18 protein-coding genes are annotated in these 14,956 nt (G+C 63.1%); 9 read left to right on the forward strand and 9 right to left on the reverse strand.

Annotated features, from left to right (window positions below; translation table 11 throughout):
• Positions 1-23: 23 nt before the first annotated feature.
• The 3 genes from NKJ40_RS22750 to NKJ40_RS22760 form a co-directional block, all read right to left on the reverse strand.
• Positions 24-515 (reverse strand): hypothetical protein, encoded by a 492-nt coding sequence (locus tag NKJ40_RS22750; RefSeq protein ID WP_352468002.1) that lies wholly within the window; start codon positions 513-515, stop codon positions 24-26.
• A gap of 191 nt (positions 516-706) precedes the next feature.
• Positions 707-865, reverse strand: coding sequence for a hypothetical protein (locus tag NKJ40_RS22755; RefSeq protein ID WP_352468003.1), 159 nt, complete (start codon positions 863-865; stop codon positions 707-709).
• A 118-nt stretch (positions 866-983) separates the two neighbouring features.
• The gene (locus NKJ40_RS22760; RefSeq protein WP_502903746.1) at positions 984-1,814 is read right to left on the reverse strand and encodes an SIR2 family NAD-dependent protein deacylase; all 831 of its coding nucleotides are present in this window, start codon (positions 1,812-1,814) and stop codon (positions 984-986) included.
• A 320-nt stretch (positions 1,815-2,134) separates the two neighbouring features.
• Here NKJ40_RS22760 and NKJ40_RS22765 point away from each other — a divergent pair, with 320 nt between their 5' ends.
• The 9 genes from NKJ40_RS22765 to NKJ40_RS22805 are packed head-to-tail and all read left to right on the forward strand — an operon-like array spanning position 2,135 to position 10,679.
• Complete coding sequence (locus tag NKJ40_RS22765; RefSeq protein ID WP_352468005.1) at positions 2,135-3,937, forward strand: methanol/ethanol family PQQ-dependent dehydrogenase; 1,803 nt, start codon at positions 2,135-2,137, stop codon at positions 3,935-3,937.
• Positions 3,918-4,787, forward strand: coding sequence for a substrate-binding domain-containing protein (locus NKJ40_RS22770; protein ID WP_352468006.1), 870 nt, complete (start codon positions 3,918-3,920; stop codon positions 4,785-4,787). Before NKJ40_RS22765 ends, NKJ40_RS22770 begins: the two co-directional genes overlap by 20 nt.
• Positions 4,784-5,317, forward strand: a complete 534-nt coding sequence (locus tag NKJ40_RS22775; RefSeq protein ID WP_352468007.1) for a c-type cytochrome — start codon at positions 4,784-4,786, stop codon at positions 5,315-5,317. Before NKJ40_RS22770 ends, NKJ40_RS22775 begins: the two co-directional genes overlap by 4 nt.
• Positions 5,314-6,330 carry a cytochrome c oxidase subunit II gene (gene coxB / locus NKJ40_RS22780; protein WP_352468008.1) on the forward strand — a complete coding sequence of 339 codons (1,017 nt, stop codon included), beginning with the start codon at positions 5,314-5,316 and terminating at the stop codon, positions 6,328-6,330. Before NKJ40_RS22775 ends, coxB begins: the two co-directional genes overlap by 4 nt.
• Positions 6,327-8,303: a cytochrome c oxidase subunit I gene (ctaD, locus tag NKJ40_RS22785; protein ID WP_352468009.1), complete on the forward strand. Its 1,977-nt coding sequence runs from the start codon at positions 6,327-6,329 to the stop codon at positions 8,301-8,303. The genes coxB and ctaD overlap by 4 nt, the downstream gene beginning before the upstream one ends.
• The gene (locus NKJ40_RS22790) at positions 8,300-8,905 is read left to right on the forward strand and encodes a cytochrome c oxidase subunit 3 (protein WP_352468010.1); all 606 of its coding nucleotides are present in this window, start codon (positions 8,300-8,302) and stop codon (positions 8,903-8,905) included. Before ctaD ends, NKJ40_RS22790 begins: the two co-directional genes overlap by 4 nt.
• A gap of 1 nt (position 8,906) precedes the next feature.
• On the forward strand, positions 8,907-9,248 hold the full coding sequence (locus tag NKJ40_RS22795) for a hypothetical protein (protein WP_352457440.1): 342 nt from the start codon (positions 8,907-8,909) through the stop codon (positions 9,246-9,248).
• Positions 9,245-10,129, forward strand: a complete 885-nt coding sequence (locus NKJ40_RS22800) for a cytochrome c oxidase assembly protein (protein WP_352468011.1) — start codon at positions 9,245-9,247, stop codon at positions 10,127-10,129. The genes NKJ40_RS22795 and NKJ40_RS22800 overlap by 4 nt, the downstream gene beginning before the upstream one ends.
• Positions 10,110-10,679 carry a c-type cytochrome gene (locus tag NKJ40_RS22805; RefSeq protein ID WP_352468012.1) on the forward strand — a complete coding sequence of 190 codons (570 nt, stop codon included), beginning with the start codon at positions 10,110-10,112 and terminating at the stop codon, positions 10,677-10,679. The genes NKJ40_RS22800 and NKJ40_RS22805 overlap by 20 nt, the downstream gene beginning before the upstream one ends.
• A 39-nt stretch (positions 10,680-10,718) precedes the next feature.
• Here the strand turns inward: NKJ40_RS22805 and NKJ40_RS22810 are convergent, their stop codons facing one another.
• From NKJ40_RS22810 to NKJ40_RS22835, 6 genes are read right to left on the reverse strand one after another with little or no spacing between them, the layout of a single operon-like run.
• Entirely contained in the window at positions 10,719-11,192 is a 474-nt protein-coding gene (locus NKJ40_RS22810; RefSeq protein WP_352468013.1) for a DUF2269 family protein, read from the reverse strand.
• On the reverse strand, positions 11,192-12,478 hold the full coding sequence (locus tag NKJ40_RS22815) for an SDR family oxidoreductase (RefSeq protein WP_352468014.1): 1,287 nt from the start codon (positions 12,476-12,478) through the stop codon (positions 11,192-11,194). Before NKJ40_RS22815 ends, NKJ40_RS22810 begins: the two co-directional genes overlap by 1 nt.
• Before the next feature lie 34 nt (positions 12,479-12,512).
• Complete coding sequence (locus tag NKJ40_RS22820; protein WP_352468015.1) at positions 12,513-12,851, reverse strand: hypothetical protein; 339 nt, start codon at positions 12,849-12,851, stop codon at positions 12,513-12,515.
• Positions 12,851-13,213 (reverse strand): hypothetical protein, encoded by a 363-nt coding sequence (locus NKJ40_RS22825; RefSeq protein WP_352468016.1) that lies wholly within the window; start codon positions 13,211-13,213, stop codon positions 12,851-12,853. Before NKJ40_RS22825 ends, NKJ40_RS22820 begins: the two co-directional genes overlap by 1 nt.
• A complete protein-coding gene (locus tag NKJ40_RS22830) occupies positions 13,213-14,433 on the reverse strand; it encodes an NRAMP family divalent metal transporter (RefSeq protein ID WP_352468017.1) in 1,221 nt (406 codons plus the stop codon). Before NKJ40_RS22830 ends, NKJ40_RS22825 begins: the two co-directional genes overlap by 1 nt.
• Complete coding sequence (locus tag NKJ40_RS22835; protein ID WP_352468018.1) at positions 14,430-14,828, reverse strand: hypothetical protein; 399 nt, start codon at positions 14,826-14,828, stop codon at positions 14,430-14,432. Before NKJ40_RS22835 ends, NKJ40_RS22830 begins: the two co-directional genes overlap by 4 nt.
• Between the last annotated feature and the right edge of the window lie 128 nt (positions 14,829-14,956).

The raw sequence follows: 14,956 nt of genomic DNA on the forward strand, positions 1-14,956 counted from the left end.
AATGGCGTCCAAAACGCGGCATGTCACGATTGGCTCGCGCCCTCGGCCTTCTTCCGCTTTTGCCTGAGGACCTCGTCGGTTCCGACCAGCTTCTTCGATCCGCCGGGGATCGCAGTGGAGACGACCGCCGGCGGGTCGCTTGCCGGGAAGGAATCTTCAAGGCCTGCCTGCAACTGGTCTTCCAGCGTTTGCGGCTCTTCCGATCGGCCGGACGTCCTTCGGGTATCTACGTTCTCCAGCGGCTGTGTCATGTCCGGTGAAGACTTGACGTCTCGAATCCAGCCATAGAGCTGTTCGATGGCAAATTCCTTCATTGCATCGAAATCGGCTTTGTCGTCACGCGATGCCTCGATTTGATCGACCATGGTCTTCTCGAAACGTTCAAGGCTATCGCTTCCGCAGGCCCGGCAGAGACGCACCAACGCCTCGCGCAATATGAGCGGCGCAAAGTGCGCCGTCGCCTCAAGCCTGAGCTGCTGCAAACGCTCCGGGGTGGCGGCTTGGAAGTTCGACATGTTCGACCTCTCGCCTTGTGGAGCATGTCAACGAAAATTGTCGGCGGATGTTCCATCGGCGGCGGCCGGTGCATCGCTCGATCCTCAGCGGTGCGCGCCACCACCGACTGCCATGCGGATACCGAGACCGACGACGAAGCATCTGTGTCGGGATGACCGTCCCGGCCGCCCGCTATGTAGAACCCATGCGGCTACTTCGACCCGGATTCGCCAGATGCCTTGGTGCCATCCTTCAACCGGCCGGCATCTCGCATCATCTTGAGCGCTTCGTCCCTCGTCAGGCCGCACTTGCGGGCAAAAAAATCGATCTCATAGGCCAACTCGGCCGACAGGTCGTGTTTGGCATGCATTCTTCGCTTGTGTTTGCGTGCGCCCATTCAGGCTCGGTCCCGGATACGTTAGTCCTCCCGAACTCACATCGGACCAGCCGGTTCCCACTGCCTGACCAATCCGCTTCCGCAGGTTTTCTCACGCGCCGTTCGGCCGGCTGACCCTGTCCTTGAGTTCGTTCAGAAATGCGAGCAACGCGTCCTCAGGATCGTCGGCCTCTTCGGTCAGCATATCGATGCCCCAGTGGCCGAGGACAGCCTCCTGGACGATGCTCGGCTGCGACATGAAGATGAAGGATTTCGGGCGGCTCTTCTCGTAGCCCGACCGCCGCCAGGTCTGCCAAAGCCGATGCAGCAGCAGACGGATGTTCATATCAGACATGCTGTAGCCGATGAACAGGATGGTGCGCCCCAGCGCGTCGGCGCGAAACTTCACGTCGAGCGGCGAATCGAACGATAGCCGTTCAAAATAATCGGTCTCCGCCAGGACCAACGATTTATCGTCGTCGAAATCGCCGTGGAATTTGATGATCTGCGTCACCTCGCCGGTGGCCTTTGGCAAGTCCTTCGCATTGGCGACTTTGACAAAGGGCCGGCCATGGATCTCGAAGGCGACTTCGAGGTTGCGATCATAGTTGGTGGTGTAGATGATCGGAAAATCGAGCGATACGATGAGCTTGTGGATCGCCGAGCCCTGCACTTTTTCCGGTGAGACGCTCCATTCGCGATCCATCCAACTGCGCAAAGGGCCGAGGCTCCCCTGCTTCAGCCGGTAATATTCGGCAAGGGCCTGATAGCTGGCTTCAGGTGCGCCGATCATATCCTCGTCGAGACCGAGCTCGTTTTGCATGTGCTCGATGAGCTTTTGCCAGGACGGCAAGCCGACGCTCATCGACACCCCGGCTCCAACGAACAGGATCGCTCGCCGCTCTTTTACCGATTGAGCCAGTTGCTCGACTGCAGACAGCATTCGACACAACTGCGATAGGCGCCGCTCCGTTCCAGCCGAACCCGGACCGCCGGGAATAGATTTACTACCGACTTGAGTGCGGACACTCGGATCGGCTGTCCCGAGCGCCCGGCCGCCGACTCTTGGCCAACCGACTCCGACATTTATTTCGTTGCATTTGGCACTTCTGCGCCGCTCACGCGTTGGAGAGTGTTCAACAAACACGGCGCAGCTGCAGCTACTGGAGGTCTGCGCCAACGTCGGCAACTCGACAGCAAGTGAGGCAAGCGCGACTGGTGGCGGCGAAAAATAGGGTGCCTGGCAAAAGGGGAAAGAGGCCAATGGCTGCGAGGCTGGGATGGACGCTGCTGGCAGGCTTCGCGCTGATCGCCGCGGCGGTTGCTCAGCCCGAATCAGGCCCTGCGATAAAACCGCCTGCCGCAGCTGCTCCGCCCGACGACGGCCAGTGGGCGATGCCGGCAAAGAACTACGCCTCGACCCGCTACAGCGAACTTGCGGAGATCACCGAAGACAACGTCAAAAACCTGCAAGTGGCCTTCACCTTCTCGACCGGCGTCAACAAGGGTCAGGAGGCTGCGCCCCTGGTGGTCGGCAACACGATGTACATCGTGACGCCATTTCCCAACATTCTCTACGCGCTTGACCTTACCAAGCCTGGCGCGCCGATGAAGTGGAAATTCGAGCCCAATCCCGAGCGTGCGGCGCAGGGCGTTGCCTGTTGCGACGTGGTCAACCGCGGTGCAGCCTTCTTCGACGGGCGCATCTATTTCAACACGCTCGACGGCCATGCCATCGCCGTCGATGCGGCCACCGGCAAACCGGTCTGGAACACCCATATCGGCAACATCAATATCGGCGAGACCATCACCATGGCGCCGCTGGTGGTGAAGGGCAAAGTGCTGGTCGGCAATTCCGGCGGCGAAATGGGGGTACGCGGCTGGATCAAGGCGCTCGACGCCGGCGACGGGCATGTCGTCTGGACGGCCTACAATACCGGCCCTGACGCCGAGGTGCTGATCGGCCCCGATTTCAAGCCGCATTACGACATGGACAAGGGCAAGGATCTCGGCGTGACGTCGTGGCCGCCCGACGCCTGGAAGATCGGCGGCGGCAATGTGTGGGGCTGGATCTCCTATGACCCGGACCTAAACCTGATCTTCCACGGCACCGGAAATCCCGGTCCGTGGAATCCGGATCTGCGGCCCGGCGACAACAAATGGACCGCCGGCATCTTTGCCCGCGATCCCGACACCGGCGGAGCCAAATGGTTCTATCAATGGACCCCGCACGATTTGCACGACTACGACGGCATCAACGAACAGGTGCTGCTCGACATGACCTGGCAGGGCAAGCCCCGCAAGGTGCTCGTGCGGCCGGAACGCAACGGCTACGTCTATCTGTTGGATCGCACCACGGGCGAGGTCCTGTCGGCGGTCCCGTTCGGGCCAGTCAATTCCAGCAAGGGCGTCGACCTCAAGACCGGCCGGCTGATTGTAAATCCGGACAAGAAGACCGGCACCGGCAAGGTCGTGCGCGACATCTGTCCCACCGCATCCGGCCTCAAGGACTGGCAGCCTTCGGCGTTCTCGCCCAAGACCGGCCTGCTCTACATCCCGCACAACAACATGTGCATGGATGAAGAAGGCGTCGAGGTGAATTACATCGCCGGCACGCCCTATGTCGGCATGAACGTGCGCATGATTCCCGGGCCGGGCGGCAATCGCGGTGCTTTCACCGCCTGGGATGTCGCCGCCGCCAAGCCGGCGTGGAGCCTGAAGGAGAACTTTCCGGTGTGGAGCGGCGCCGTCGCCACCGCCGGCAACGTCGTGTTCTATGGCACGATGGAAGGCTGGTTCAAGGCGGTCAGCGCCAGGACCGGCGAACTGCTTTGGCAGTTCAAGACGTCGTCCGGCATCATCGGCCAGCCGATCTCCTATCGCGGCCCTGACGGGCACCAATATGTCGCGATTCTTTCGGGCGTCGGCGGCTGGGCCGGCGCGATCGTATCCGGCGATCTCGATCCGCGCGACGCCACCGCCGCGCTCGGCTTCGTCAACGTCATGAAGGATCTGAAGGATGTAACCACGCCGGGAGGTACGCTGTATGTGTTCCGGCTGCCTTGAGACGATCGGCCGAGTTGCGCGCGCACGGAGAAAATCTTCCCGGCGGTTTGGCGCCGCGGTCGGCGCACTGGCGCTCTCGCTCGTCGCCGCCGTTGCCGATGCGCGCGAGCTGAGGATCTGCGCCGATCCCAACAACATGCCGTTCTCCAATGCCGCCAGGCAGGGCTTTGAAAACAAGATCGCCGAACTCGTCGCGACGGAGCTTGGCGCAACGGTTTCCTACACATGGTGGGCACAGCGGCGCGGCTTCGTCCGCAACACGCTGAAAGCCGGCCTGTGCGATCTGGTGCCCGGCACACCCGCCAATCTCGAGATGCTGCGCACCACCGCGCCCTACTACCGGTCTTCCTATGTGTTCGTGACACGCAGGGATGCGCCGGAAATCGCGTCCTTCAACGATCCTCGCCTGCGCGATCTGCACATCGGCGTCCAGCTGATCGGCGACGACGGCGCCAACTCGCCACCCGTCCTGGCGCTTGGCAGTCGCGGCATCGTCGGCCATCTCGTCGGTTTCCCCGTCTATGGCGACTATTCGGCGCCGAACCCGCCAGCGCGCATCATTGAGGCGGTCGCGAATGGCGACATCGATATGGCCGTCGTCTGGGGGCCGTTGGCCGGCTACTTCGGTGCCAGGCAAAAAGTACCGTTGCGGATTACGCCGGTTGCGCCGCGCATCGACGGTCCGCTGCTGCCGATGATCTACGACATCTCGATGGGTGTGCGCCACGACGACGATGCGCTGCGTAGCGAGGTAGACGCAGCGCTCGCCAAACACCGCGCCGAGATCGATGCAATCCTGGCGGAATATGGCGTGCCTCGCCTCGACGTCGCCGGGGCGGTAGTGCGATGAACCGCGGCCTTCCATGCTTGTTGTCGGCGATGCTCGTCCTTGCCGCTTGCCAGCGTGAGGAACGCGACACGCGTCCACAGTCGGCGCTCGGCTCGGGCGACCAACCGACAGCCGTGACGGCCCTCGAGCCGGGCGGCCAACGGCCGGCCTCGTCCGACAACAAGGCCGGCGTGTTCGAGGCCAACGCCTTCCACCTCAGCGAGGGCAAGCGTCTGTTCAACTGGTTCAACTGTTCCGGCTGCCATGCCAATGGCGGTGGCGGCATGGGCCCGGCGCTCATGGACCAGAAGTGGCTCTATGGCAGCTCGATCGAAAGCATCCACGCCACGATCAGGGACGGTCGGCCAAACGGCATGCCGAGCTTCCGCGACACGATCCCGGATGACCAGATCTGGGAGCTTGCTGCCTTCGTCCGCGCACTGAGCGGCAACGCACCGTCCTCCGCCGCGCCGGGCCGCAACGACGACATGATGCCTCATCCATCCGAGAATCGCCTGCCGGACGCCGCGACGCTGGGGAAGTCGCCGTGAGCCGCGGTGTCTGGACGGTGTGCTTGTGCACGGCCTGCATCCTGCTCCTCGCAGGATGCAGCGGCTGGCAATCCGCGCTCAACCCAAAGGGCCCGGCCGCGAGCGAACTCGCATGGCTGATCTGGTTCTTCGCAGCGCTGTGCACGGTGGTCTGGCTTCTGGTGATGGCCGTGCTGATCGTGCCATTGGCCCGGCGCCCGGCGCCGCTCGGCGACCCGCTTGTCCTCGACGCTGCGGCCGAGCGCAGCAAGATGCGAATTGTCGTCGCCGCACTCGCCGCTACCGCCCTGATCCTGGTCGGCCTGACGCTGCTGAGCTACTTCGCTAACGGGACGCTCGCCGCCATCGGCTCGGATGCGGCGCTGACGATCCGGGTGACCGGGCATCAATGGTGGTGGGAGGTGCGCTACGAAAACGACCAGCCGAACCGCATCCTGACGACCGCCAATGAAATCCACATCCCGGCGGGCGAGCCGGTGCGGCTTGTGGTGACCTCGACCGACGTTATCCATTCCTTCTGGGTGCCGAACCTCTCGGGCAAGTTGGACGTCATTCCAGGCCACGAGAACGTTCTCGATCTGAAGGCGGACAAGCCCGGCGTCTATCGCGGGCAATGCGCCGAGTTCTGCGGCGCGCAGCATGCCAATATGAGCACCTTCATCATCGCCGAACCTCGGCCCGTCTTCGATGCCTGGCTGAACGATCAGCTGCGGCCGGCAGCCGCCCCCGTGTCGGCCGAGGCCAAAACCGGCCACGACCTGTTCCTCAAACGGCCATGCGTGATGTGCCACAAGATCGGCGGCACCATCGCCGGCGGCACGGTCGCCCCAAACCTCACCCATATCGCAAGCCGGCAAACGCTCGCTGCCGGCACGCTGACAATGAGCCGCGGCAATCTCGCAGCCTGGATAGCCAATCCGCAGGGGATCAAGCCAGGCGCCCACATGCCGGTGGTGCGACTGGACGGGGACGAACTGAATGCGATCGTCGCCTATCTCGAGGGCCTGAAATGAGCAGCGCCGACGTGGCCCGTGAGCGTCGGCTCGCCGGCGAGCGAGCAGCGGCCGGCAAAGGAGACCTGGCCCCCGAGCGCGACGGTCCTCGCGATACCAGCCTCGACGACTCCAGCCTTGACCGCTGGCTGGCGCGGACATGGCAGACGGCGCCGGGCATCATCGGTGCGCTCTCGAGCGTCGACCACAAGATTGTCGCGCGGCGCTACCTGATCACCGCTTTCGCCTTCCTGTGCCTCGGTGGCCTCAGCGCCGTTGCCATGCGCATCCAACTGTCGGGGCCGGAGCGCGGGCTGATCGGGCCCGACCGCTACAACCAGCTGTTCACCATGCATGGCGTGACCATGATGTTCCTGTTTGCGGTGCCGATCGTCCAGGCGACCGGCATCTACCTCGTGCCGCTGATGGTCGGCACCCGCAACATCGCCTTTCCGCGCCTCAATGCATTCAGCTTCTGGATTTATCTCTCCGGTGGCCTCTTCGCCTGGGTCTCGTTTGCACTCGACATGGCGCCCGACGTCGGCTGGTTCTCCTACGTGCCGCTGTCCGGTCCTGAATTCGGGCCAGGCAAGCGTTCCGACGTGTGGGCGCAGATGATCACCTATACCGAAGTGTCATCGTTGGCGGTCGCGGTTGCCACCATCGTCACCGTGCTGAAGCAGCGTGCGCCGGGCATGTCGCTGGACAAGATTCCGCTCTATGTCTGGGCGATGCTGGTCACCTCCTTCGTCATCGTGTTCGCCATGCCGGCGGTCATGATCACGTCGACGTTCCTGATCCTCGACCGCCTGGTCGGCACCCATATCTTCAATCCCGCCGAGGGCGGCGACGTATTGCTGTTCCAGCACCTGTTCTGGTTCTTCGGCCACCCCGAAGTCTACATCATATTCCTGCCGGCTACCGGCATGGTGTCCTCGATCATCACCGCTTTCGCCCGGCGTCCGGTATTCGGCTATCTGAGCATGGTACTGGCCTTGATCGCGGTCGGCTTTCTGTCGTTCGGCCTGTGGGTTCACCACATGTTCGCAACCGGTCTGCCCAAGCTCGGCGCGAGCTTCTTCACCGCCTCGAGCATGCTGATCGCCATCCCGAACGGGCTGCAGATCTTCTGCTGGCTGGCGACATTGTGGGACGGACGCCCGATAATCAGAACGCCGCTGCTGTTCGTGTTCGGCTTCTTCTTCACGTTCGTCGCGGGCGGCCTGACTGGGGTGATGCTGGCGTCGGTGCCATTGGACCTGCAAGTGCACGACACCTATTTCGTGGTCGCGCATTTCCATTACGTGCTGATCGGCGGGTCGGTGTTCCCGCTGCTCGGCGCGACCTATTTCTGGTTCCCCAAGATCACCGGCCGGATGATGAGCGAACGTCTCGGACGCTGGCACTTCTGGCTTGCCTTCCTAGGCTTCAATGCGGCGTTCTTTCCGATGCACATTGTCGGCCTGTGGGGCATGCCGCGGCGGGTCTACACCTATCCGGTGGAACTCGGCTGGGGCAACATCAACCTGTTCATCACAGCCGGCGCGGTCATCCTGTTCCTAAGCTTCGTTCTGTTCACTATAAACCTGGTGTACAGCGCCTCGAGGGGCGCCCCGGCCGGGGACAATCCCTGGAATGCCGGCACGCTGGAATGGGCGACGAGCTCTCCACCGCCGAGCTATAATTTCGCTCGGATCCCGGTGGTTACCCACGCCGAGCCGCTCTGGGCCGAACGTGACACGCTGCCTGTCGCGACCGGGCTTCGCGTCGACGCGCGCGAACTTGTCATTTCGACCGTGGCAGAGGCGCATCCAGATGTGCGCGAGAAGTCGGCGACGCCGTCGATCTGGCCATTGTTCGCCGCGCTCGCCGTCGGCGCCACCTTTCTCTATTCGATCTTCAGCCCGTGGGCGGTGGTCTGGGGAGCCGGGCCGATCGCCATCACTTTGATCGGTTGGTTCTGGCCGAAAGGCGATCCGGAGGATGAGGAATGAAACAGCGTCCTGCCGCCGATCTTTCCAAACTCCCGACCTTCGGGATCGGACCGCGCAGCCCGACCTGGTGGGGCACTCTCGCCTTCATGGCGCTGGAGGGCACCGGCTTCGCGCTCGCCGCAGGCACCTATCTTTACCTCGCCTATCTGTCGCCCAAATGGCCATTGGGCGTGCCGCCGCCCAACCATTGGCCGGGCACCATCGTCACGCTGTTGCTGCTCGCCAGCGTGGTGCCCAATCACATACTGAACCGCTACACCGAAGCCTGTGCCATGGTGCCCGTGCGCATCGGCCTGATCGTCATGTCGCTGCTCGGTATCGCACCGCTTGTCGTGCGGTGGTTCGAATTTCCGGCCCTCAACATTTATTGGGATACCAATGCGTACGGCTCGATGCTGTGGGTCCTGCTCGGCCTTCACACAACGCACCTGATTACCGACGTCGGCGACACGCTGGTGCTGACGGTCCTGATGTTCACGCGCCATGGCCATAGCGGCCGGCGTTTCGGGGACGTTGGCGACAACGTCTTCTACTGGGATTTCGTGGTCGCGACCTGGATCCCGATCTATCTGTTGATCTACTGGATGCCGAGGCTTGACTGAGATGCGTGCGCTTCGCTTGGGCACATCATGGGGCGGGCTGTTGTCCGGGCCTTTGGCCTGGGCGGTGTCGACGCAGCTGAATTATGCCTTCGTGGAGTGGCAGTGTGCCCACGGTATTCCCGTCATACCGGTCATTGCGCTGGTGCTGACAGTGCTGGCCTTGCTCGGCGGCGTGCTTTCGTGGCGGGCGCGACAGCAAGGTGGCGCCGCCTTTAAACCGGATCGTACGCGCGGCACCGAGCATTTCGTCGCCAATATCGGCATTCTCAGCGCGGTGCTGTTTGCGCTGGTAATCGTCATGCAAGGCGCGGCTTCGCTCATTGTTGACGGCTGCCTACGATGAGCTTCGACGCGCTCTTCTCGACCTCGATCTGCTACGGTGCCGGCGCCCCGCAGGCCGGCTGGACGCTGGCGTTGCCGATCACGCTGCCGCTAACCATGGTCGCACTGCTTTACGCGGCAGGCGCCTTTCGGCTGTGGCGTCGGAGTGCCCGCAGCCGCCCGTTGCGGTTGCGGCAAGCCCTGCTGTTTGCGACCGGCTGGGCCATTTTGGCGGCAGCACTGGTCAGTCCGCTCCACGCATTCGGTGAGCGCGTTTTCACCGCCCACATGATCGAGCACGAGCTGTTGGTGGCGGTGGCGGCACCCCTGCTGGTCGCCTCCCGTCCGGCGGCGGCGATGATGTGGGCATTGCCGACCAAGCTGCGGCTGGCATTTGGCGCAGCCGGGCAGGCGAAGGTGCTTCGAACCGTTTGGGCCGCCGTCAGCCGCCCTCTAGCCGCGACCTTCCTGCACGGCGTCGCGATATGGGCGTGGCACGTTCCGGCGCTGTTCGAGGCGGCGCTTGCACAGGGTGTCCTGCATTATGCGCAACATGCCAGCTTCTTCGGTACGGGGCTGCTGTTCTGGTGGGTGCTGCTGCCGCGTTCAGGCCGCGAACAAGCCTACGGCAGCGCAGTCATGTACCTCTTTTTCACCTCGCTGCACACCGGCCTGCTCGGGGTGCTGCTGCTGGTCTCGCCAAGGCTGTGGTACCCGGTAAACGCAGCCGGCGCGGAATTGTGGAGCCTTAGCCCGCTCGAGGACCAGCAGCTCGCCGGCTTGGTGATGTGGGTTCCGGCCGGCCTGATTTATGGCGGAGCCGCGTTGCTGCTGGCCGGTCTGTGGATTCGCTCAAGTGGACAGAGAAGACGGGAGGCGTCGCATGCGCTCCAGGCTGTCTAAGCTGGTCATTGGTGCCGGGACGGCGATTGCCGTGCTGGCCGCAGCTTGGGCGGCCCTGACGTTGTGGCCGGAGCGCCTCGTCAGGGTCGCGCATAAGACGGACAATGCCCCTAGCAGCATCGGCGTGCGCGCAACATCGCGCTTCACTCCGTCCGGACCCATCCTCGGCGCCGCGGCAATTGTCGTGCTTGTTGCAGCCCTGGCCGGGATCGCGTTGTACTTCGAGCAAAGCCGTCGAGTGGAGCAGAAGGCCGACAATGCAACCGGCGGTGTTGGCGCCCGCGCCATACCAATCATCATGGCCAATGGCTGTGCCGGATGCCACACGATCACCGGCGTGCCCGGCGCGCAGGGACTGGTCGGTCCACGCCTCGACGCCAGCTTGGCCACCCGGGTCTATATCGGCGGCGTATTGTCCAACAACCCGCGAAACATGGTCCGTTGGATACGCGCCGCAAGAGAGATCAATCCGCACACGGCAATGCCTTCGACCAGAATTTCCGAGCAGGAGGCGCGGGATATCGCGGCCTATCTCTATACGCTGAAATGAAAGTCATCGCTCATCCCGGCAGCTGCACGCGGCCTGTCTTCACCAGTCGATCGCAGGCCGAGTGATCATCAGCCAGAAAATCCCGAGTACCGCAGCGAAGGCGGGGAAGCCGAAGGCGAACCACAGCCAGAAGAGCCGATGATAGCGCGGCGGCAACGGCGCGCCTGCAGCGGCGGCTTGCGATGCCAGCTTGCGCATCTCCATTTGCATCCAGACGACCGGAAGCCAGAACATTCCGGTGAAGATATAGAGCGCGATCGAAAGTACGATCCAGCCCTCCGACAGCGAGTAGCCTGCCTGCCAGGCGAGCGCGGCTCCGGTCAAAGGCTGCGCGACCACGGCCGTCGCGGTGAAAAGGAAGTCGGCGACGACGACGATACGCGCCACCGCCGCAACCGTCGCGGCATTGCCGGTCCTGTGGGCGAGCAGCATGAAGAAAGCGATACCGGCGCCGGTACCAAGCAGCACGGATGCGCCGATGACATGCAGAAATTTCAGCAGGGAATAGAGCATCAACGCTCCTCCAGCACTGCCAAGGCCACAAGGTGCAGCACCAGGATCGGCAACACCTTGAGAAACGGCCCAAGCGGGTCGTTCCACAGATCGGGGCTCAGGAAGCTTCCGACGACCAGGTAGAAGAGCGAGAGCGCGATGCCGCCATAGAGGCCTTTTCGCGTCGCTGGCCGCCAGGCTAGGAGCGCGCCGACGGCGATGTCGGCAAGAGCACCGGCTATCACGGTCGGCGCCGACAAGATGCCAGCCCCCGTGCTTTGCATCAGCTCGATGCCACCGTTATAGCCGGTGGTCAGCGACACAATACCCGTCACGATCCAGAAGAAGGGCAGGACGACGAAGATCGCAGGCTTGATGAAATACAGCCGGGCAAACCATTTTTCCTGCACCGTTGCCGGATTGAGCGCGAGGAAGCCCGCCAGGGTTTGCGGGCGTATGCCGGTCGCGGCGGTCCAGTCCGAGGGATCTCCAACCGCTCCTCGGGCGATCTCTCTGGCCGCGTTGGTGCGCATCGGTGGACGCCAGCCGAACATCGCGGCAAGGTCGCCGAGGCGGTAGAGAAGCCTTGCAACAGCCGCCGGCAAGACAAACCTGGCTGCAGGAGCCCAGCCGAGCCATCGGCGATAGCTGCCGACGACCTCGTCCATGCTCAGCTGTTCGGGACCGACAAGTTCCAACACGACGCGAGACGGACTGTCGGGATCGAGAAGGAAGACGACTGTTGAGACCACGTCGTCGAGTAGTACCACCTGGAGCCGGCCGGTGCCGGGCATGGACGGTAGCACCGGCAGCGAGGCGAGACCCCTAAACAATGCGCTGGCCCCAAACACCGGCCGGCCGAGCACCACGGACGGGCGCAGGATCACCCAATCCAGATCAAGCGCCATAAGCGCTTGGTCGCCGGCCAGTTTCGTCGCCGAGAATGCCGAAGGCTGCGCCCGATCGACGCCTATCGCCGAGAAGTGGATTACCCGGGCAACCCCTGCCCGCGCACAGGCGAGGAAGAGTGCTGCCGCCGCATCGCGATGGACTTCGCGCGTCTTTTCGCGAGGGCTGTCCTGCAGGACGCCGGCACAATTCACGACGGCGTCGACACCCCTGAGATGCGGTAGCCAGTCTTCGGGCTGCAGCGCCGCCGCCATGTCCAGCACCAGCAATTGATAATTGCCGGCCCGGTTTGCGCCGGGGCTGCGGACCAATCCGATCACCTCATGCCTTTCGGAAAGAAGGCGTGCCACGACGGAGGCACCGATCAGGCCGGCGGCGCCGATAACCAGGACTTTCACTGGACCCCATTCTCCGACGGCGGGAAAGTATCGTTCATTCCGGTTTATCGCCCTCGATACTCCCCTTCATACCGGAAAGTTCTTCCGTCGTGCATAACAACCGCGGCCGCGCCGGGTCGGAGATGTCGAGCTTGTCCCAGGGAATGCGGTACACGCTGTCGCGACCGCGCAATCGAAAGGCGTCGAGGACCGCAATGCCGATGGCCGAAGCGGACAGACGCTCGAAGGCCGCGTAGATGCCGACATGGTACTCGGCAACTACCAGGTCGTCGCCATCCGGTTCGGCGCGTATCTCCTCGATACGGCCGATGCTTTTGCCACGCTGCGAAAGCACATTCCTGCCAGCCAATTGCTCAAGATTGACGGTGGCCATCATCCAGCTCCCGGAATACGACCAATGACATGATCGCGCAGCCAGTCCTGCCAGTCGAAAATCGCCGTTTCGCGGACGTCGATATCGAACTCGATGTCGACGCCGATGTCGCGCACCTTGTTCCAGGCGATGCGGTGCGGCTCGGCATGGCGCTTGCCGCCGAGCCTTGCCGCAACCCGCGCCATCCAGCGCCCGGGTCGCTCGCCAAGCCGACGCCCCAGCGTGATCGAGCCGAGCTCGACCGCAACGATTTTAGGCGGCTCGCCTGGCCTGAGCTCGGCCACCAGCCCGTCGACCTTGCCGATCTTGACCTGCTCGCGGTCGACCACTTGCTTGTCCAGGATGTCGCGCAGCAACTCCATCACGTGCCTCCGAATATCTGCAAAGGAATGGTCACGATCGCGAGCACGAAACCGAGCGCGATGATGAAGATGACCGCGGCATTCGCTATCATGCCATTGCGGTGCTCGCCGACATAACGCTCGTCATTCAGCAGGAAGAGGAACGGCACCACGGTCAGTGGCAGGCTGGCGGCCGTCAGCGCCATGGAAAAGATGGTGAGCTTCAGCGGATCGAGGCCCAGTGCGATCGGAATGGCGGCGAGAACCAACAAGATCGTATAGACGGTGCTGAAACCCGGGTCGTCGCGCGGTTTCAGGTTCTCGCCCCAGGTCCAGCCGAAACCCTGCGCCACAAGGTAGGCTTGCTGCAGGCCGATTTCGAGCGCGGCACCGAAGCAGGCAATGCCTAGTGAAGCAACGAACAGGACAAATCCCCAGAAACCGAAGATCGGAATCAGCATCAGTGGCAGTTGGTGGTAGTCATCGACCTGCTCTATGCCGTGCGCGGCCAGCACGAGCGCCGCCACAATCAGCACACCGATAGCGATTGTGCCGCCAAAACTCATGCCCAGGCCGGCAATGGCCCGATTGGCTCCGAGATAGCTCTTGTCCCACTCGTCCTCGATCGCTCCCGACGAATAGAACATGAACAGATAGGGCGAGATCGACGCGCCAAGAATGCTGACCGCCATGAACCAGTAGTTGGCCGCGTCGTGATCCGGCAGTGTGGGCACGGCCCCGGCCGCGACCTGCCCCCAATCGGGCTTCAGCATGACTGCGCCAACCACGAAGCACAGCGTGACCAGCCCGAGCATCGCGACGCCCTTTTCGATGAATCCGAACGTGCCTTTCCAAAGGAACAGCCATGCCAGAAAAGCGACCGGCAGCGCCCACCACTGAAAGCCGATGCCGGTGGCGAGCTCGAGCGCAATGGCAACACCGCCGATTTCGGCTGCCATGACCAGGAAGTTGACCAGCAAGGTCGCAAGCAACGGCCACAGAAAGGCGTTGAAGCCAAACCGTTCCCGGATCCCGTCGGCGATGGTGTGATGGCTAACTGCGGCGAAGCGTCCGGCCATTTCGACCAGGAAGATGATGCAGATCGTGCCCAAGACGACGGCCCATATCAGCTGAAACCTGAACGCCGCGCCGGCCTGAGCGGCGGTCGCCACTGATCCGACCTCAAGAAATCCGCCAACGCTGGTGACGACGCCGAGCGATATTTCGAGCAGCTTCTTCATGATTTCGGCGCGAAATATTTCGCGTAGGACGTGCTCAGGTCGGCGGCGGCGGCCCGCAGATCCTGCTGCGCCTGTTCCACTTCCGAGCGGTTGCCATTCTGCACGGCCGTCGCCGCGCGCATTGCCGTTGCGGAAAGCCGTCCAACCGCCATCGTCAGACCGGCTTGCCCGCTGGGCTCAGGCGACTTGGCGGACTGGATTTGCGCACCGGCATCGGCGAGCGCCTTGCCGGCCGATTGCAAAGTGCGCGACGTGTATTCCGACGGGGCATCCCCAGCGATCCAGCTCTCCAGGACCAGCGATGCAGTCTGTGTGGCGGAAGCCGCGATTTTCGACTGCTGCTCGACCTGGTCGGAAGGCGAGCATGCCGTCAGTACAAATATTATCAGCAGCAAGCACAGGCGGTCTGGTCGAAGACCGATGGCTGTAACGGCATTTACAATACGTGCTTGTAGCGTTGCTGCCACACGATTGTTCTCCCCGCACCTAGCGACTTCGGCGCGAAGTTTGATCTAGAGCGCTG

Source organism: Mesorhizobium sp. M0119 (assembly GCF_040322615.1).
Taxonomy (GTDB): domain Bacteria; phylum Pseudomonadota; class Alphaproteobacteria; order Rhizobiales; family Rhizobiaceae; genus Mesorhizobium.